The following is a 17,218-nucleotide window of genomic DNA, read 5'->3' as shown; positions in this document are numbered from 1 at the left end:
CCACACCTCCCAAGGCATGCCTCCCCGAAACCAGAACTAGGTAGTAATAATTACATTTCTCATTTGACAATCATTATCACTATGAATAGGTTGTCGCACGTCATAGGAAGCTTCCCACAGCTGGAAGCCTCCTTTCCCCTCTGTGACAAGGTGATTTCCATGGCGGAACAACTATCCACAAGTAAGTGCGATTCACCATTACTGCAGGCCTTCGTCGACAATCGCAGCATCCTGGTCAAGATTGCCGCACGCATCACCGGCTGCCGGTCGCGCGCCGAAGATGTGGTGCAGGATGCCTTTTTCCGGCTCAGCGCGGCCCCGCAGATCACCTCGTCGTTCAAGGCGCAGCTGAGCTACCTGTTCCAGATCGTGCGCAACCTGGCCATCGACCACTACCGCAAGCAGGCGATGGAGTTGAAGTACTCCGGCAGCGAGGAGGAAGGCCTGAATGTGGTGGTGCAGAATGCCTCGCCCGAGGCCACCCACATCAACCTGGCTGCGCTGGATGACATTGCCGAGGCGTTGAACCAGCTGCCGCAGCGCACCCGCTATGCGTTCGAGATGTACCGCCTGCACGGGGTACCGCAAAAGGACATTGCCAAGGAACTGGGGGTGTCGCCGACGCTGGTCAACTTCATGATCCGCGATGCACTGGTACATTGCCGCAAGACCGCCAACCGACAAGCCTGAACAAGTCTAGACAGCCGGGGGCGCTGCGCCCCCCTATCGCAGGCAAGCCAGGTTCCTACAGTAACTGCGCACGGCTCAAGCGCGACGTAGCCAATGTAGGAGCCAGCTTGCCGGCGATGAGGCCATGAGTGCCCACGAACCAACCCGCGACTTCAGACCAGCTGGCAGCGCTGGAAAAACCGCTCCCGCCCCAGAATCATCAGCGCCGCCCGTTTGTGCGGGAAGTCGAACTCCTTGTCGCAGTGGAAGCACTGGTCGTGCAGGTATCCGATCATCTTGCCGTTGTCGGCACGCGGCTCGGCCACCACCCGCTGGGTACGCGGGTCGTCGAGGAACAGGTAGTGCACCAATGCCGATAGCCAGCTGGCCACCTTGTGCGGCCCGCGATGGCGCTCCTCCCCCACCAGCATGTGGATGCCGCGATCGTAGTCATCGACCGGGTAGAACGGCGCAATGCGGTCTTCCTTGGCCCAATAGGCTTCAAAGTAGGCAAACGGCTCGTCGTCGAAACAGCCGATCAAGGTCAGGGTATGCGGGTCGGCCTGGAGTTTGCCGAGGTACTCGCGGTGCTGCGCCAGCGTGCCACCCTCCTGCCAGAACGCCTCCACGCGCGGGTTGTTCTGCCAGCGGTTGAAACGCTCCAGGTCCGCCTCGACCTCCAGGGTGCGCAGCGACACCCAACTGCCCAGGCGCGCATCGAAACGCCGGTACACCTCGCCGCGGGGCTTGGGCGCGCGGCGCGGGTGGCGCTTGCCGTTGCTGAGCTGCATCTGCTGGGGGTACGCCACACGGCCCGACTCGCCCAGCCAGGGCTGTGGCAACTGCCAGAACAGCGCGCGCTCGCACAGGTACTGGCCAGGTTGCTCGGTAGCCAGCAGCAGGCCGCTGAGCAATGCCTGCGTGGGCACCTCTGGCAGGTGCCAGGCCAGGCGCTGGCAAGCGCTGTCGCGGGACAACAACCAATAGCAGGCAGCCCATAACGCCTGCTCGCGGCGCTGCGGGCAGATGCGTTCGGGATAAAGCTGCAAGGTTGCGCCTGCCTCCAGGCGCACGCGGAGCAACGGGCGGCCATCGAGGGACAGGCTCAACCAGTTGCTCCCCTCCTCGGCACAGAGGCTGCGCCAGCGCGGCGCGGATTGGGGCTGCGAAGCGGCATCGAACGGCATGGGCTTGGCTCACGGCAATGAAGAAAAAGGCTCACTGCTGAAAACGTTGCCAGCTGGCGGGAATTTAGTCGCGCGTGGGGACCAACGTGATGCGGTAGGGCTCGAAGATCCGCGCCAGTTCGCCGCTGTCGCGCAGGCCACGCAGCAGCGTCGCGAACGACTGCTCGCCGATCGGTGCGCCAGGGCGCAGCAAGGCATAGTGGTGGTAGACCTGGTCAATCCGCTGCGAAGACACCAGCTGCTCGCGGCTGGCCGGGTTGCGCGCGAGGAAATCGCTGAGGTAGGACCGCGTGACCAGGGCAATGTCGGCACGCCCGGCCTGCACCATCAACAGGTTGCTGTCATGCGAATAGGTCAGGGTCGCGTTGTAGGTCTTGCGCAGGTAGTCCGGGTCCGGGTTGAAGCCGGCGAACGCATAGTGATAGCCGTTGAACAGCGCCAGGCGCTTGCCGCGCAGGTCGTCGAAGTAATGCTGATCACGGCCATTGGCCTGGCGGGCGACGAATACTTCGGCATCTTCCAGGCCCATGTCCACGGTCTGGTGGGCAATCTGCTGCCAACCCCATTGCGGATTCTCGAAAATGGCCATGTCGGTACGGCCTTGCTGGAAATCACCGAAACGCCGCTGGATCGATGTGGGCACCAGGACAAAACGGTATTGCTGCTGCACGCGGTTCAGCGCATCGACCAGCTGTGGCAGCAGCCCCGTGTCGGCGCCCTGCTCGGGGCGCACCGTGTATGGCGGGAAGTGTGCCGCGCCGACCTTGACCTCGATGGCGTCAGCTGCCCGGGCAGGCGCCGCCAGCCAGAACACGGCCAGCAGTATCAGTGTGGAAAAGGCCTTGAGGCCGGGCGTTGGAATCAAGACGGACACTCATACGGTTCATGCCTGGGTACGCCTAAGCTAGGCGTTTTCCCGCTTGGACACAACTGCCAGTTGCGCTGTCCTTGCGCCAAACCCGGGGGCAAATTGCCAGGGGGTGCCGGATGCCCCGAGTTTGGCTACGCTCTAGCGGGATCTGCAAGGGAGCCTGGTATGGGCCAGTGGTTGGTGATCGACCTGGAAGCCACCACCGATGTGGGTGGGTGGCCGGTCACAGAGATGGAAGTCATTGAAATCGGCGCAAGCCTGGTTACCCGCGAAGGCCGCGAAGTCGACCACTTCCAGCGCTTCGTCAAGCCTCGGCGGCGGCCACAGCTCACCCCGTTCTGCCGCGAACTGACCCACATCAGCCAGGCCAGCGTGGACAGTGCCGCCCCCTTCCACGAGGTGTGGGCAAGTTTCGAGCGCTGGCTCGGGCACCACCGTGGGCAGCTTCAGGCCTGGGTCAGCTGGGGCGACTACGACCGCCAGCAGTTGCACCAGGAATGGCAGCAGCACGGGCTGGACAGCCTGCTGCGGACCCTGCCGCACATCAACCTCAAGCAACGCTTCGCCAAGGCCCGCCACCTGCAACGCCCAACCGGCCTGAACGGTGCCCTGCAACTGGCCGGCATGCACTTTTGCGGGCAGCAGCACCGGGCCTTGGAAGATGCGCGCAATACCGCACGGCTGCTGCCCTTGACCCTGCCTGCCAATGGCGCCTGAAAGCAGATGACGGGGCTGGTGGGCTTGGGCATACTGGCCAGCCCTTTTCCATCCCCTTTTCAGGAGTCGCCCATGTTCAAGGTCAACGAGTACTTCAACGGCACCGTCAAGTCGATCGCCTTCGCTGGCGAAGAAGGCCCGGCCACTGTCGGTGTGATGGCCCCGGGCGAATACGAGTTCGGTACCGCCAAGCGCGAGATCATGCACGTGGTGTCGGGTGCGCTGACCGTGAAACTGCCGGGTAGCGACAACTGGGAAACCTTCAACGCCGGCGACAAATTCAACGTGCCGGCCGACAGCAAATTCCAGCTGCAGGTGAAGGTGGATACCGCCTACCTGTGCGAGTACCGCGACTAAGCGCCAGCCTGCTCCGGCATCTTCGCGGGCTTGCCCGCGAAGATGCCGGCGCTATCGCGACAGGAACGCTGCAACCTTTTCGGCCGCCGTCTGCAAATGCTGCTCATGGCTGAAGCCCGAGGCCTTCAACGGCTTCAGGTCATGGTCCCCTGCCACTAGCCAGCTCACCTCGATGGCCGGCGACAGCACATAACCTGCCACCGTCTCGCGGTTGCCCAATGCATCCCGCTCACCCTGCACGATCAACGTCGGCGTCTGCAGTTCGGCCAGGTGCTCGACCCGCGGCTTTTCCGGCTTGCCCACCGCATGGAAAGGGTAACCCAGGCACACCAGCGCATCCACCTCCAACGCGTCGGCCACCAGGCTGGCCATGCGCCCGCCCATGGACTTGCCGCCCACGGCCAACCGGCCCGTGACCAAAGGTCGCACCTGCCGGTACACCTCGCGCCAGCACTCGAGTAACACCTTCTGCGGGTTCGGCGGCCGCTTGCCACCCCCTGCCCTGCGTTCGGCCATGTACGGGAACTCGAAGCGCACCACCGCCACCCCAAGTGCCGCGAGCCTTTGCGCCATTTCCTCCATGAACCCGCTGTCCATCGGTGCACCTGCGCCGTGAGCCAGGATCAGGCAGCCCTTGTAGCCGCCGTTGCCTTGCACCTGCGGAGGATCGCAGCGCAAGCCTGGGACATTTCCGACCTTCGCCCATTGATCCCCGTCAATACCGGCACTTTGCCCATTAATCATGCTTGCCTCGCTGTAAAGCCTGCCAAATAACCGTGGATGGGAACCCATACATGAACACAACCAGCAGTACCGCCTATAACTACAAGGTGGTCCGCCAATTCGCCATCATGACGGTGGTGTGGGGAATCGTCGGGATGGGGCTCGGCGTCTTCATCGCCGCCCAGCTCGCCTGGCCTTTCCTCAACTTCGACCTCCCCTGGACCAGCTTCGGCCGCCTGCGTCCCCTGCATACCAATGCGGTGATCTTCGCCTTCGGCGGCTGTGCGCTGTTCGCCACCTCCTATTATTCGGTGCAACGCACCTGCCAGACCACCCTGTTCGCACCGGGCCTGGCCGCGTTCACCTTCTGGGGCTGGCAACTGGTGATCCTGCTGGCGGCCATCAGCCTGCCGCTGGGCTACACCAGCTCCAAGGAATACGCCGAACTGGAATGGCCGATCGACATCCTGATCACCATCGTCTGGGTGAGCTACGCCATCGTGTTCTTCGGCACGCTGATGAAGCGCAACACCAAGCACATCTACGTCGGTAACTGGTTCTTCGGCGGCTTCATCCTGACCGTGGCGATGCTGCACGTGGTCAACAACCTGGAACTGCCGGTCAGCCTGACCAAGTCGTACTCGCTCTATGCCGGCGCCACCGACGCCATGGTGCAGTGGTGGTATGGCCACAACGCGGTGGGCTTCTTCCTCACTGCAGGCTTCCTGGGGATGATGTACTACTACGTGCCCAAGCAGGCCGAACGCCCGGTGTACTCCTATCGCCTGTCGATCGTGCACTTCTGGGCGCTGATCACCCTGTACATCTGGGCCGGCCCGCACCACCTGCACTACACCGCCCTGCCCGACTGGGCACAGTCGCTGGGCATGGTGATGTCGCTGATCCTGCTGGCACCGAGCTGGGGCGGCATGATCAACGGCATGATGACCCTCTCCGGCGCCTGGCACAAACTGCGCAGCGATCCGATCCTGCGCTTCCTGGTGGTGTCGCTGGCGTTCTACGGCATGTCCACCTTCGAAGGCCCGATGATGGCCATCAAGACGGTCAACGCCCTGTCCCACTACACCGACTGGACCATCGGCCACGTACACGCCGGCGCCCTCGGCTGGGTGGCAATGATCTCGATCGGTGCCCTGTACCACACCATCCCGAAAGTGTTCGGCAAGGAGCGCATGTACAGCATCGGCCTGATCAACGCGCACTTCTGGCTGGCCACCATCGGCACCGTGCTGTACATCGCCTCGATGTGGGTCAACGGTATCGCCCAGGGCCTGATGTGGCGCGCGGTCAACAGCGACGGCACGCTCACCTACTCGTTCGTGGAAACCCTGGTGGCCAGCCATCCAGGTTTCATCGTGCGCTTCGTCGGCGGTGCGATCTTCCTCAGCGGCATGTTCCTGATGGCCTGGAACACCTGGCGCACCGTGCGTTCGCCGGCGCTCGATGTCGCCCCTGCGAACGCCCAGCTGGCTTGAGGAGACCTGCCTGATGAAACATGAAGTCATCGAGAAAAACGTCGGCCTGCTGGCCCTGCTGATGGTGTTCGCCGTCAGCATCGGCGGCCTGACCCAGATCGTCCCGCTGTTCTTCCAGGACGTCACCAACAAGCCGGTGGAAGGCATGAAGCCCTACACCGCGCTGCAGCTGGAAGGCCGCGACATCTACATCCGTGAGGGCTGCGTGGGCTGCCACTCGCAGATGATCCGCCCGTTCCGCGCCGAAACCGAGCGCTACGGCCACTACTCGGTGGCCGGTGAAAGCGTGTGGGACCACCCGTTCCTGTGGGGCTCCAAGCGTACCGGGCCGGACCTGGCGCGGGTCGGTGGCCGCTATTCGGATGACTGGCACCGCGCGCACCTGTACAACCCGCGCAACGTGGTGCCGGAGTCGAAGATGCCGTCGTATCCGTGGCTGGTGGCGCAACCGGTCGACAACAGCCACACCGACACCAAGATGCGCACCCTGCGCACCCTTGGCGTGCCGTACAGCGACGACGACATCGCCGGGGCCCGCGACGCGGTCAAGGGCAAGACCGAGATGGATGCCCTGGTCGCCTACCTGCAGGTGCTCGGCACCGCGATCAAGAACAAGAGGTGAGTGCGATGGTAATGGACATCGGCATGATCCGCGGCCTCGGCACCCTGGTGGTGATGATTGCCTTCATCGGCCTCACCCTGTGGGTATTCAACCGCCGCCGCGACCGTGATTTCGCCGAAGCGCGGCTGCTGCCCTTCGTCGACGACCGCCTGCCCGCCGCCGGGCAGGAACCTGCTGTAAGGAGCAATGGGCAATGACCACCTTCTGGAGTACCTACATCAGCGTGCTGACCATCGGCAGCCTGATCGGCCTGACCTGGCTGCTGCTCGGCACCCGCAAGGGGCAGAGCAACAGCACCACCGACCAGACCATGGGCCACAGCTTCGACGGCATCGAGGAGTACGACAACCCGCTGCCCAAGTGGTGGTTCTGGCTGTTCGTCGGCACCCTGGTGTTCTCGGTCGGCTACCTGATCCTCTACCCGGGCCTGGGCAACTGGAAGGGCATCCTGCCGGGTTATGAAAATGGCTGGACCGGGGCCAATGAATGGCAGAAGGAAATGGCCAAGGCCGACGCCAAGTTCGGCCCGATCTTCGCCAAGTACGCGGCCATGCCGGTGGAAGAAGTCGCCAAGGACCCCCAGGCACTGAAGATGGGCAGCCGCCTGTTCGCCTCCAACTGCTCGGTATGCCACGGCTCCGACGCCAAGGGTGCCTACGGCTTCCCCAACCTCACCGACAACGACTGGCGCTGGGGCGGCGACGCGGAAACCATCAAGGCTACGATCATGAACGGCCGCCACGGCGTGATGCCGGCCTGGGCCGAAGTGATCGGCGAGCAGGGCGTGGCGGATGTGGCGGCGTTCGTGCTGACCGACCTCGGCCACCGCAGCCTGCCGGAAGGGGCCAAGGCCGACACCGCCAAGGGCAAGGCCATCTTCGCCGCCAATTGCGTGGCTTGCCACGGGCCTGAAGGCCAGGGTACCCCGGCCATGGGCGCGCCAAACCTGACCCACCCGCAGGCGTTCATCTATGGTTCGAGCTTTGCCCAGTTGCAGCAGACCATTCGTTATGGTCGCCAGGGTCAGATGCCGGCGCAGGCGGAGATCCAGGGCAACGACAAGGTGCACCTGCTGGCGGCTTATGTGTATAGCCTGTCGCAGGATGGTACTGCTGAAACCGTGACTGCCAAGTAATACCCCTGGGGCCGCTTTGCGGCCCTATCACGACACAAGGCCGCTCCTGCAGGAGACTGCGCTCCCCTGCAGGAGCGGCCTTGTGTCGCGACGGGCTGCAAAGCAGCCCCATTCCCACCTTGTCCCCGCACTACCCCTCCCTTGCACCCCCTCCGAACAGAACTAAGCTTGTTGCCTCAGTGGGCTTCGCTGCGAAAGCACCGAAGCAGACGCGGCGCATGGCCTGTCGCCGTCCCGACAAAAGCCTGACCGATCGATCAGAAAAATATGAAAAACGGTACACATTACAAATATTTATTTGTGTACAATCGATCAGGCCCGATTACTGCGGGACATCAGTTGACGGGCTCGGGCACGGGTCGGCGTACCAAAGTTGCGTTGCGGTAACCCCGGTGGTTATCAATACTGGCGCCGATTTTCGACCAACAAGAACATCAAAACCGTGGAACCTTAGCAATGAGCACAGCAATCAGTCCGACTGCTTATAACTACAAGGTCGTCCGCCAGTTCGCCATCATGACGGTGGTCTGGGGGATCCTTGGCATGGGCCTCGGCGTCTTCATCGCCTCGCAGCTGGTGTGGCCGCAACTGAACCTGGACCTGCCCTGGACCAGTTTCGGCCGCCTGCGCCCGCTGCACACCAACCTGGTGATCTTCGCCTTCGGGGGCTGTGCGCTGTTCGGCACCAGCTACTACGTGGTGCAGCGCACCTGCCAGACCCGGCTGATCTCCGACAGCATGGCCGCCTTCACCTTCTGGGGTTGGCAGGCAGTGATCGTCGGCGCGCTGATCACCCTGCCGATGGGCTACACCACCACCAAGGAATACGCCGAGCTCGAGTGGCCGCTGGCGATCCTCCTGGCCATCGTCTGGGTCACCTACGGGCTGGTGTTCTTCGGCACCATCGTCAAGCGCAAGACCAAGCACATCTATGTCGGCAACTGGTTCTACGGCGCCTTCATCGTGGTCACCGCGATGCTGCACATCGTCAACCACATCTCGCTGCCGGTGAGCCTGTTCAAGTCGTACTCGGCCTACTCCGGGGCCACTGATGCGATGATCCAGTGGTGGTATGGCCACAACGCGGTGGGCTTCTTCCTCACCACCGGCTTCCTCGGCATGATGTACTACTTCGTGCCCAAGCAGGCCGAGCGGCCGATCTACTCGTATCGCCTGTCGATCGTGCACTTCTGGGCGCTGATCACCCTGTACATCTGGGCCGGCCCGCACCACCTGCACTACACCGCCCTGCCCGACTGGGCGCAGTCGCTGGGCATGGTGATGTCGATCATCCTGCTGGCACCGAGCTGGGGAGGCATGATCAACGGCATGATGACCCTCTCCGGCGCCTGGCACAAACTGCGCACCGACCCGATCCTGCGCTTCCTGGTGGTGTCGCTGGCGTTCTACGGCATGTCCACCTTCGAAGGCCCGATGATGGCCATCAAGACCGTGAACTCGCTGTCGCACTACACCGACTGGACCATCGGCCACGTGCACGCCGGCGCCCTCGGCTGGGTGGCGATGATCTCGATCGGTGCCGTGTACCACATGATCCCGCGCCTGTATGGCCGCGAGCAGATGCACAGCGTCGGCCTGATCAATGCGCACTTCTGGCTGGCCACCATCGGTACCGTGCTGTACATCGCCTCGATGTGGGTCAACGGCATCACCCAGGGCCTGATGTGGCGCGCCATCAACGATGACGGCACCCTCACCTACTCCTTCGTCGAAGCCCTGCAGGCCAGCCACCCTGGCTATATCGTCCGCGCCCTGGGCGGTGCGTTCTTCGCCAGCGGCATGCTGCTGATGGCCTACAACGTGCTGCGTACCGTCCGTGCCGCCAACCCGGCACAGGCAGAGGAAGCCGCCAAGATCGTCGTCGTGGGAGCGCACTGATGAAGCATGAAGCCGTCGAGAAGAACATAGGCCTGCTGGCCTTCTTCATGGTCATCGCCGTCAGTATCGGTGGCCTGACCCAGATCGTCCCGCTGTTTTTCCAGGACGTCACCAACAAACCCGTGGAAGGCATGAAGCCGCGCACCGCGCTGGAGCTTGAAGGCCGCGACATCTACATCCGCGAAGGCTGCGTGGGTTGCCACTCGCAGATGATCCGCCCGTTCCGCGCCGAAACCGAGCGCTACGGCCACTACTCGGTGGCCGGCGAGAGCGTCTGGGACCACCCGTTCCTGTGGGGTTCCAAGCGTACCGGGCCGGACCTGGCGCGGGTCGGTGGCCGCTACTCGGATGACTGGCACCGCGCGCACCTGTACAACCCGCGCAACGTGGTACCGGAATCGAAGATGCCGTCCTACCCGTGGCTGGTCGAGCACAAGCTCGATGGCAAGGACACCGCGAAGAAGATGGAAGTGCTGCGCACCCTCGGCGTGCCGTACACCGACGCCGACATCGCCGGGGCCCGCGACGCGGTCAAGGGCAAGACCGAAATGGACGCCATCGTCGCGTACCTGCAAGGTCTTGGCACCATCATCAAGAGCAAACGGTGAGGCTGATGGATATCGGGATGATTCGCGGCCTGGGCACCGTCGTGGTGATGGTGGCGTTCGTGGGCCTGGCACTGTGGGTGTTCAGCCCTCGGCGGAAAAAGGACTTCGACGAAGCGACCCAACTGCCCTTCGCGGATGACCCCGAGGCCAGCCGGCACGTCGAGCAAGCAAAAGCTTCTGGGAGCAAACAACAATGACAACCTTCTGGAGTCTGTACGTTACCGTCCTGACCCTGGGCACCATTTTCTCGCTGACCTGGCTGCTGCTGTCGACCCGCAAGGGCCAGCGCGAAGAGGTCACCGACGAAACCGTCGGGCATGCCTTCGATGGCATCGAGGAATACGACAACCCGCTGCCGAAATGGTGGTTCTGGCTGTTCGTCGGCACCATCGTCTTCGCCCTGGGCTACCTGGTGCTATACCCCGGCCTGGGCAATTGGAAAGGCGTGCTGCCGGGCTACTCGTACCTGGACAACGACAAGCAGACCGAGTTTTCCAACGGCCAGGCGGGCTGGACGGGCGTGCACGAGTGGGAAAAGGAAATGGCCAAGGCCGACGCCCGCTTCGGGCCGATCTTCGCCAAGTTCGCGGCGATGCCCATCGAGGAGGTGGCCAAGGACCCACAGGCGCTGAAAATGGGCGCACGGCTGTTCGCCTCCAACTGCTCGGTGTGCCACGGCTCCGACGCCAAGGGCGCCTTCGGTTTCCCCAACCTGACCGACAACGACTGGCGCTGGGGCGGCGAGCCGGACACCATCAAGACCACCATCATGGGCGGCCGACACGGCGTGATGCCGGCCTGGGCCGAGGTGATCGGCGACCAGGGCGTGGCTGACGTAGCGGCGTTCGTGGTCAGCAAGCTGGATGGCCGCAGCCTGCCGGAAGGCGCGAAGGCCGATGTCGAGAACGGGCAGAAGATCTTCGCCGCCAACTGCGTGGCCTGCCACGGGCCGGAAGGCAAAGGCACCCCTGCCATGGGCGCGCCGAACCTGACCCACCCGCAGGCGTTCATCTACGGCTCGAGCTTCGCTCAGTTGCAGCAGACCATCCGCTATGGCCGCCAGGGGCAGATGCCGGCCCAGCAACAGCTGCAGGGTAACGACAAGGTGCACTTGCTGGCGGCTTATGTGTATAGCCTGTCGCAGCAGCCCGAACCGGCCCAGCAGGCCGAGTAAGGCAGGCCTGGCCTCTCGCGGATAAATCCGCTCCTACACACACATGCGGTCCCTGTAGGAGCGGATTCATCCGCGATGCGGCCAGCAAAAGCAACACCAGATGACCTGGATCAATTGACACCCGCCATAACACGATTCATACCACGAACCCAACGCGACTAAAGGTCGCAGCGCGACCCCAGACTGCCATCAGCGGCGTATCATGGGCCGCAGAGCGCTAGCAGATTGCGCCAGACTGCGGCCGGCACGCACTGGCCGCGGCGTTTCTCCACTGCCGTGGGACTTGATGATGAGCAAGCAGATTCCGGTACATGATGTCACCCCGCCTGCCAGCAAGGGCAAGGACTCCGTCGACCTCTACGCCTCCCGGGAAAAGATCTACACCCGTGCCTTCACCGGCCTGTTCCGGCGCCTGCGCATGGTCGGCGGAGCCGTGCTGTTCCTGCTGTACTTCGGTACCGTCTGGCTGAACTGGGGTGGCCACCAGGCCGTGTGGTGGAACCTGCCCGAGCGCAAGTTCTACATCTTCGGCGCCACCATCTGGCCGCAGGACTTCATCCTGCTTTCGGGCATCCTCATCGTCGCCGCCTTCGGCCTGTTTTTCATCACCGTGTTCGCCGGCCGCGTGTGGTGTGGCTACACCTGCCCGCAAAGCGTGTGGACGTGGATCTTCATGTGGTGCGAAAAGGTCACCGAGGGCGACCGCAACCAGCGCATGAAGCTGGACAAGGCGCCGATGAGCGGCAACAAGTTCCTGCGCAAGCTCGCCAAGCACAGCCTGTGGCTGCTGATCGGTTTCGTCACCGGCATGACCTTCGTCGGTTACTTCTCGCCGATCCGCGAACTGGCCATCGAGTTCTTCACTGGCCAGGCCGACGGCTGGGCCTACTTCTGGGTCGGCTTCTTCACCCTCGCCACCTACGGCAACGCCGGCTGGCTGCGCGAGCAGGTGTGCGTGTACATGTGCCCGTATGCGCGCTTCCAGAGCGTGATGTTCGACAAGGACACGCTGATCGTGTCCTACGACCCGCGCCGTGGCGAAACCCGTGGCCCGCGCAAGAAGGACCTCGACTACAAGGCCCATGGCCTGGGCGACTGCATCGACTGCACCATGTGCGTGCAGGTCTGCCCCACCGGCATCGACATCCGTGACGGCCTGCAGATCGAGTGCATCGGCTGCGCCGCCTGCATCGATGCCTGCGACAACATCATGGACAAGATGAACTACCCGCGCGGGCTGATCAGCTACACCACCGAACACAACCTGTCCGGGCAGAAGACCCACCTGCTGCGCCCACGCCTGATCGGCTACGCGCTGGTACTGGTGGTGATGATCGTCGGCCTGGCCACCGCCTTCGCCACCCGCTCGCTGGTCGGTTTCGACGTCAGCAAGGACCGCGTGCTCTACCGCGAAAACGCCCAGGGCCGGATCGAGAACGTGTACAGCCTGAAGGTGATGAACAAGGACCAGCGCGACCACGTCTACGTGCTGGACGCCGCCGGCCTGCCGGACCTCAGGCTCGAAGGCCAGCGCGAGATCCGCGTGACCGCCGGTGATATCGTCAGCCTGCCGGTGCAACTGTCGATTGCCCCCGAGAAACTGCCCTCGACCACCAACGAAGTCACCTTCATCCTCAAGAGCGCCGATGACAGCGACGCCCAGGTTGAAGCCAAGAGCCGTTTCATCGGCCCACAGATCCGCTGAGAGAGATAACCGACAATGCCTGCCACCGCCGCCAGCCCCTGGTACAAGCACCTCTGGCCCTGGATCATCATCGGCATCCTGGCCACCTCGGTGTGCCTGAGCCTGAGCATGGTCAGCATCGCCGTGCGCAACCCGGACAACCTGGTCAACGACAATTACTACGAGGCCGGCAAGGGCATCAACCGCTCGCTGGACCGTGAACTGCTGGCGCAGAACCTGGGCCTGAAAGCCAGCGTGCACCTGGATGAGCTGACCGGCGAAGTCGATGTACGCCTGGCCGGCAACAGCGACCCGCAGAGCCTGGAACTGAACCTGATTTCGCCCACCCAGCCGGAGAAAGACCGCAAGGTGCTGCTGAGCCGGGTCGAGGCCGGGCGCTATGTGGGGCAGCTGGAGGACAAGGTTGACGGGCGGCGCTTCGTTGAGCTGCTGGGTAGCGAAGGTGGCCAGGTGTGGCGCTTGTTCGAGGAAGAAAAGGTGGAGCATGGTGTGACCTTGCAGCTGGGTGATGAAGCGCTCCAGGGGGCCGAGCACCAATAAACGCACCTCCGCCGCTCCCACAGGCACCGTGCCCAACCAGCCGATTTGTGTAAGGCAAATGATGTCATGACCCAACCCACCCCCTGCTACCACTGCGCCCTGCCCGTCCCCGCCGGCAGCCGCTTCACCGCCGTGGTACTGGGCGAGCCCCGGCAGTTCTGTTGCCCCGGCTGCCAGGCGGTGGCCGAGTCGATCGTCGCCGGTGGCCTGGAGCACTATTACCAGCACCGCAGCGACACCAGCGCCAATCCCGAGGCATTGCCCCGGCAACTGCAGGACGAACTGGCCCTGTACGATCGCAACGACGTGCAGCAGGCTTTCGTCCGCCACCAGGGCGGGCTGGCCGAGGCCACCCTGCTGGTCGAAGGCATCAGCTGCGCTGCCTGCGGCTGGCTGATCGAGAAGCACCTGCGCAACCTGCCCGGCGTCGCCGAGGCACGCCTGAACCTGTCCAACCACCGGCTGCTGCTGAACTGGGACGACCAGCAACTGCCGCTGTCGCGCTTGCTCGCCGAGCTGCGCCAGATCGGCTACGCCGCCCATCCTTACCAGCCCGACCAGGCCGCCGAGCAGCTGGCGCGGGAGAACCGCAGTGCCCTGCGCCGCCTCGGCGTGGCCGGGCTGCTGTGGTTCCAGGCGATGATGGCGACCATGGCCACCTGGCCAGAATTCAACATCGACCTGTCGCCCGAGCTGCACACCATCCTCAGGTGGGTGGCGCTGTTTCTCACCATCCCCATCGTCTTCTACAGCTGCGCGCCGTTCTTCAAGGGCGCCGCGCGCGACCTGCGCACCCGCCACCTGACCATGGACGTTTCGGTGTCGCTGGCCATTGGCCTGGCCTTCGGCGCCGGCATCTGGACCGCCATCACCGGTGGCGGCGAGCTGTACTTCGATACCGTGGGCATGTTCGCCCTGTTTCTGCTCACCGGCCGCTACCTCGAGCGCCGTGCCCGCGAACGCACCGCAGCGGCCACTGCGCAGCTGGTCAACCTGCTGCCGGCTTCCTGCCTGCGCCTGGATGCCCACGGCCACAGCGAGCGCATCCTGCTCAGCGAACTGCAGTGCGGCGACCGGGTCCAGGTGCTGCCAGGCGCGGTGATCCCCGCCGACGGCTGCATCGTCGACGGCCGCTCCAGTGTCGATGAATCGTTGCTCACCGGCGAATACCTGCCGCAACCACGTCGCGCCGGCGATCGTGTCACCGGCGGCACGCTGAATGTCGAAAGCACCCTGAACGTGCAAGTCGAGGCGCTGGGCGCCGACTCGCGCTTATCGGCCATCGTTCGCCTGCTGGAACGTGCGCAGACGGAAAAACCGCGCCTGGCCGAAATCGCCGACCGCGCCTCGCAGTGGTTCCTGCTGTGCTCGTTGCTGGCTGCCCTGGCCATCGGCCTGTGGTGGTGGCACCTGGACCCAGCGCGAGCGTTCTGGATCGTGCTGGCCATGCTGGTAGCGACCTGCCCTTGCGCGCTGTCCCTGGCCACGCCCACGGCCCTGACCGCCGCCACCGGCACCTTGCACAAGCTTGGCCTGCTGGTCACCCGCGGCCATGTGCTGGAAGGCCTGAACCAGGTCGACACGGTGATTTTCGACAAGACCGGCACGCTGACCGAGGGCCGCCTGACCTTGCGCAGCATCCGCCCGCTCGGCAACCTGCCGGCCGACCGCTGCCTGGCCCTGGCCGCGGCCCTGGAAAACCGCTCCGAACACCCCATCGCGCGCGCCTTCGGCCGCAGCGCCAGCCCGGCTGACGAGGTGCAGAGCGTGCCGGGCCTGGGCCTGGAAGGCGAAGTGGCCGGCCAGCGCCTGCGCATTGGCCAGGCCACCTTCGTCTGCGCCCTGAGCGGCGCAGAGCCCCCTGCCGTGCCGGAGCCGCGCGGCCAATGGCTGCTGCTGGGCGACCGCCTGGGGCCGCTGGCCTGGTTCGGCCTGGACGATCGCCTGCGCGACGACGCCCCGGCCCTGCTGGCCGCTTGCAAGGCGCGCGGCTGGCGCACGCTGCTGCTCTCCGGTGACAGCTCGCCGATGGTTGCCGAAGTGGCCGCCCAGCTGGGCATCGACCAGGCCATCGGCGGCCTGCGCCCGGACGACAAACTGGACCGGCTCAAAGCGCTGCAGGCCGCCGGGCGCAAGGTGCTGATGCTGGGCGATGGGGTCAACGATGTGCCGGTGCTGGCCGCCGCCGACATCAGCATTGCCATGGGCAGTGCCACCGACCTGGCCAAGACCAGCGCTGATGCCGTGTTGCTGTCCAACCGCCTGTCGGCGCTGGTGCAAGCCTTCGAGCTGGCCCGCCGCACCCGCCGCAATATCCTGCAGAACCTGTTGTGGGCGACCCTGTATAATGGCCTGGTGTTGCCGTTCGCCGCGCTCGGCTGGATCACCCCGGTGTGGGCGGCCATCGGCATGTCGCTCAGCTCGCTGGTGGTGGTGCTCAATGCCCTGCGCCTGACCCGCCTGCCGCCGGCAGCGGGTGCGCCCGCCCATCAAGCGTCCTTGCCTGGGAGTAAGTCACCATGCCCGCCCTCTATGTCATGATCCCCGCAGCACTGCTGCTGGTTGGCGTGGCCGTGTACATCTTCTTCTGGGCGGTGGACAGCGGCCAGTACGACGACCTCGAAAGCCCTGCCCATAGCATCCTGTTCGACGACCAGGACCCGCGCCACCAGGCGGCCGTGACGCCTGACGACAGCCAGCCCGCCCCCGCCAAGGAACCGCCACCCCGTGCCTGAACTGCTTCCCCTGCTGGGCTCGGCACTGATCCTTGGCCTGCTGGGCGGTGGCCACTGCCTGGGCATGTGTGGCGGCCTGATGGGCGCGCTGACCTTGGCCATTCCCCCAGAACAACGCGGCCGGCGCCTGCGCCTGCTGCTGGCCTACAACCTTGGCCGGGTGCTCAGTTATGGCTGTGCCGGCCTGCTGCTGGGCCTGGCCGGCTGGGCCGTGGCCAGCAGCCCCGCGGCCCTGGCGCTGCGGGTGGTGGCGGCGCTGTTGTTGATCGTCATGGGGCTGTACCTGGCCGGTTGGTGGAGCGGGCTGACCCGCATCGAGGCGCTGGGCCGGGGGCTGTGGCGGCATATCCAGCCCGTGGCATCGCGCTTGCTACCGGTGTCCAGCCTGCCGCGCGCATTGCTGCTCGGGGCACTATGGGGGTGGCTGCCGTGCGGGCTGGTGTACAGCACCTTGCTGTGGGCGGCCAGCCAAGGCAATGCCGGCTACAGCGCAGCATTGATGCTGGCCTTCGGCGTGGGGACCTGGCCGGTGTTGCTGGCCACCGGGTTGGCGGCAGAACGGCTGAACACGTTGTTGAAACGACGCAGTGTGCGCGTGGCTGGCGGGGTGCTGGTGATGTTGTTTGGCCTCTGGACCCTGCCGGGGCCGCACCAGCACTGGTTGATGGGGCACTGAACGGGGCAGCTTTGCAGCCGCCCGATTGCTGCCGATTCCCCTTGATACAAATCAACACAGTTTCCTACAGACAACCCTAGACTCCGGTGCATTGCTGCTCTTTC

Annotated in this window: 19 protein-coding genes; 16 read left to right on the top strand and 3 right to left on the bottom strand. The window is 64.5% G+C overall.

Annotation, left to right across the window (positions count from 1 at the left end; genetic code table 11):
- Positions 1-159 precede the first annotated feature (159 nt).
- Positions 160-690, top strand: coding sequence for an RNA polymerase factor sigma-70 (locus tag JKP78_RS22140; RefSeq protein WP_170030909.1), 531 nt, complete (start codon positions 160-162; stop codon positions 688-690).
- 152 nt (positions 691-842) lie between these two features.
- Here the strand turns inward: JKP78_RS22140 and JKP78_RS22135 are convergent, their stop codons facing one another.
- Complete coding sequence (locus JKP78_RS22135; RefSeq protein WP_200627624.1) at positions 843-1,856, bottom strand: GNAT family N-acetyltransferase; 1,014 nt, start codon at positions 1,854-1,856, stop codon at positions 843-845.
- 64 nt (positions 1,857-1,920) lie between these two features.
- On the bottom strand, positions 1,921-2,721 hold the full coding sequence (locus JKP78_RS22130; protein ID WP_186688512.1) for a substrate-binding periplasmic protein: 801 nt from the start codon (positions 2,719-2,721) through the stop codon (positions 1,921-1,923).
- 171 nt (positions 2,722-2,892) lie between these two features.
- On the opposite strand from JKP78_RS22130, the gene JKP78_RS22125 reads away from it, so the two are divergent.
- Both JKP78_RS22125 and ppnP read left to right on the top strand, forming a co-directional pair.
- Positions 2,893-3,444 carry an exonuclease domain-containing protein gene (locus tag JKP78_RS22125; RefSeq protein ID WP_200627623.1) on the top strand — a complete coding sequence of 184 codons (552 nt, stop codon included), beginning with the start codon at positions 2,893-2,895 and terminating at the stop codon, positions 3,442-3,444.
- Positions 3,445-3,516: 72 nt separating this feature from the next.
- Positions 3,517-3,801: a pyrimidine/purine nucleoside phosphorylase gene (ppnP, locus tag JKP78_RS22120; RefSeq protein ID WP_054884096.1), complete on the top strand. Its 285-nt coding sequence runs from the start codon at positions 3,517-3,519 to the stop codon at positions 3,799-3,801.
- A gap of 51 nt (positions 3,802-3,852) precedes the next feature.
- Here the strand turns inward: ppnP and JKP78_RS22115 are convergent, their stop codons facing one another.
- Entirely contained in the window at positions 3,853-4,545 is a 693-nt protein-coding gene (locus tag JKP78_RS22115) for an alpha/beta family hydrolase (protein ID WP_200627622.1), read from the bottom strand.
- Positions 4,546-4,595: 50 nt separating this feature from the next.
- On the opposite strand from JKP78_RS22115, the gene ccoN (JKP78_RS22110) reads away from it, so the two are divergent.
- From ccoN (JKP78_RS22110) to JKP78_RS22050, 13 genes are all read left to right on the top strand, one after another.
- Positions 4,596-6,020, top strand: coding sequence for a cytochrome-c oxidase, cbb3-type subunit I (gene ccoN / locus JKP78_RS22110; RefSeq protein ID WP_170030917.1), 1,425 nt, complete (start codon positions 4,596-4,598; stop codon positions 6,018-6,020).
- 13 nt (positions 6,021-6,033) lie between these two features.
- Entirely contained in the window at positions 6,034-6,642 is a 609-nt protein-coding gene (gene ccoO / locus JKP78_RS22105) for a cytochrome-c oxidase, cbb3-type subunit II (protein WP_186674828.1), read from the top strand.
- Between the two features lie 5 nt (positions 6,643-6,647).
- Positions 6,648-6,839 carry a cbb3-type cytochrome oxidase subunit 3 gene (locus tag JKP78_RS22100; protein ID WP_170034235.1) on the top strand — a complete coding sequence of 64 codons (192 nt, stop codon included), beginning with the start codon at positions 6,648-6,650 and terminating at the stop codon, positions 6,837-6,839.
- Positions 6,836-7,777 (top strand): cytochrome-c oxidase, cbb3-type subunit III, encoded by a 942-nt coding sequence (ccoP, locus tag JKP78_RS22095; RefSeq protein WP_200627621.1) that lies wholly within the window; start codon positions 6,836-6,838, stop codon positions 7,775-7,777. The genes JKP78_RS22100 and ccoP (JKP78_RS22095) overlap by 4 nt, the downstream gene beginning before the upstream one ends.
- 456 nt (positions 7,778-8,233) lie before the next feature.
- Positions 8,234-9,676: a cytochrome-c oxidase, cbb3-type subunit I gene (gene ccoN / locus JKP78_RS22090; RefSeq protein ID WP_170030923.1), complete on the top strand. Its 1,443-nt coding sequence runs from the start codon at positions 8,234-8,236 to the stop codon at positions 9,674-9,676.
- Positions 9,676-10,284, top strand: coding sequence for a cytochrome-c oxidase, cbb3-type subunit II (gene ccoO / locus JKP78_RS22085; RefSeq protein ID WP_016393730.1), 609 nt, complete (start codon positions 9,676-9,678; stop codon positions 10,282-10,284). The genes ccoN (JKP78_RS22090) and ccoO (JKP78_RS22085) overlap by 1 nt, the downstream gene beginning before the upstream one ends.
- A 5-nt stretch (positions 10,285-10,289) precedes the next feature.
- Complete coding sequence (locus JKP78_RS22080; RefSeq protein ID WP_170030944.1) at positions 10,290-10,481, top strand: cbb3-type cytochrome oxidase subunit 3; 192 nt, start codon at positions 10,290-10,292, stop codon at positions 10,479-10,481.
- Positions 10,478-11,458: a cytochrome-c oxidase, cbb3-type subunit III gene (ccoP, locus tag JKP78_RS22075; protein WP_170030946.1), complete on the top strand. Its 981-nt coding sequence runs from the start codon at positions 10,478-10,480 to the stop codon at positions 11,456-11,458. Before JKP78_RS22080 ends, ccoP (JKP78_RS22075) begins: the two co-directional genes overlap by 4 nt.
- Positions 11,459-11,747: 289 nt before the next feature.
- Positions 11,748-13,163: a cytochrome c oxidase accessory protein CcoG gene (gene ccoG / locus JKP78_RS22070; protein WP_200627620.1), complete on the top strand. Its 1,416-nt coding sequence runs from the start codon at positions 11,748-11,750 to the stop codon at positions 13,161-13,163.
- 15 nt (positions 13,164-13,178) lie between these two features.
- Positions 13,179-13,703 carry a FixH family protein gene (locus JKP78_RS22065; protein WP_200627619.1) on the top strand — a complete coding sequence of 175 codons (525 nt, stop codon included), beginning with the start codon at positions 13,179-13,181 and terminating at the stop codon, positions 13,701-13,703.
- 66 nt (positions 13,704-13,769) lie between these two features.
- Positions 13,770-16,244, top strand: coding sequence for a heavy metal translocating P-type ATPase (locus JKP78_RS22060; protein ID WP_200627617.1), 2,475 nt, complete (start codon positions 13,770-13,772; stop codon positions 16,242-16,244).
- A complete protein-coding gene (gene ccoS / locus JKP78_RS22055; RefSeq protein WP_200627615.1) occupies positions 16,223-16,438 on the top strand; it encodes a cbb3-type cytochrome oxidase assembly protein CcoS in 216 nt (71 codons plus the stop codon). The genes JKP78_RS22060 and ccoS overlap by 22 nt, the downstream gene beginning before the upstream one ends.
- Positions 16,431-17,114 carry a sulfite exporter TauE/SafE family protein gene (locus JKP78_RS22050; protein WP_170030956.1) on the top strand — a complete coding sequence of 228 codons (684 nt, stop codon included), beginning with the start codon at positions 16,431-16,433 and terminating at the stop codon, positions 17,112-17,114. Before ccoS ends, JKP78_RS22050 begins: the two co-directional genes overlap by 8 nt.
- Positions 17,115-17,218 lie beyond the last annotated feature (104 nt).

Origin of the sequence: Pseudomonas sp. LAM2023 (assembly GCF_016620375.1) — a bacterium.
GTDB lineage: Bacteria > Pseudomonadota > Gammaproteobacteria > Pseudomonadales > Pseudomonadaceae > Aquipseudomonas > Aquipseudomonas anuradhapurensis.
Note: the sequence above shows the minus strand (reverse complement) of the source record. Positions and strands in the feature narration are given on the sequence as shown.

Excerpts from the sequence above, each read along its gene's own strand:
- JKP78_RS22140 (WP_170030909.1), top strand. The coding sequence starts at position 160 with ATGGCGGAACAACTATCCACAAGTAAGTGCGATTCACCATTACTGCAG.
- JKP78_RS22135 (WP_200627624.1), bottom strand. The coding sequence starts at position 1,856 with ATGCCGTTCGATGCCGCTTCGCAGCCCCAATCCGCGCCGCGCTGGCGC.
- JKP78_RS22125 (WP_200627623.1), top strand. The coding sequence starts at position 2,893 with ATGGGCCAGTGGTTGGTGATCGACCTGGAAGCCACCACCGATGTGGGT.
- ppnP (WP_054884096.1), top strand. The coding sequence starts at position 3,517 with ATGTTCAAGGTCAACGAGTACTTCAACGGCACCGTCAAGTCGATCGCC.
- JKP78_RS22115 (WP_200627622.1), bottom strand. The coding sequence starts at position 4,545 with ATGATTAATGGGCAAAGTGCCGGTATTGACGGGGATCAATGGGCGAAG.
- ccoN (WP_170030917.1), top strand. The coding sequence starts at position 4,596 with ATGAACACAACCAGCAGTACCGCCTATAACTACAAGGTGGTCCGCCAA.
- ccoO (WP_186674828.1), top strand. The coding sequence starts at position 6,034 with ATGAAACATGAAGTCATCGAGAAAAACGTCGGCCTGCTGGCCCTGCTG.
- JKP78_RS22100 (WP_170034235.1), top strand. The coding sequence starts at position 6,648 with ATGGTAATGGACATCGGCATGATCCGCGGCCTCGGCACCCTGGTGGTG.
- ccoP (WP_200627621.1), top strand. The coding sequence starts at position 6,836 with ATGACCACCTTCTGGAGTACCTACATCAGCGTGCTGACCATCGGCAGC.
- ccoN (WP_170030923.1), top strand. The coding sequence starts at position 8,234 with ATGAGCACAGCAATCAGTCCGACTGCTTATAACTACAAGGTCGTCCGC.
- ccoO (WP_016393730.1), top strand. The coding sequence starts at position 9,676 with ATGAAGCATGAAGCCGTCGAGAAGAACATAGGCCTGCTGGCCTTCTTC.
- JKP78_RS22080 (WP_170030944.1), top strand. The coding sequence starts at position 10,290 with ATGGATATCGGGATGATTCGCGGCCTGGGCACCGTCGTGGTGATGGTG.
- ccoP (WP_170030946.1), top strand. The coding sequence starts at position 10,478 with ATGACAACCTTCTGGAGTCTGTACGTTACCGTCCTGACCCTGGGCACC.
- ccoG (WP_200627620.1), top strand. The coding sequence starts at position 11,748 with ATGAGCAAGCAGATTCCGGTACATGATGTCACCCCGCCTGCCAGCAAG.
- JKP78_RS22065 (WP_200627619.1), top strand. The coding sequence starts at position 13,179 with ATGCCTGCCACCGCCGCCAGCCCCTGGTACAAGCACCTCTGGCCCTGG.
- JKP78_RS22060 (WP_200627617.1), top strand. The coding sequence starts at position 13,770 with ATGACCCAACCCACCCCCTGCTACCACTGCGCCCTGCCCGTCCCCGCC.
- ccoS (WP_200627615.1), top strand. The coding sequence starts at position 16,223 with ATGCCCGCCCTCTATGTCATGATCCCCGCAGCACTGCTGCTGGTTGGC.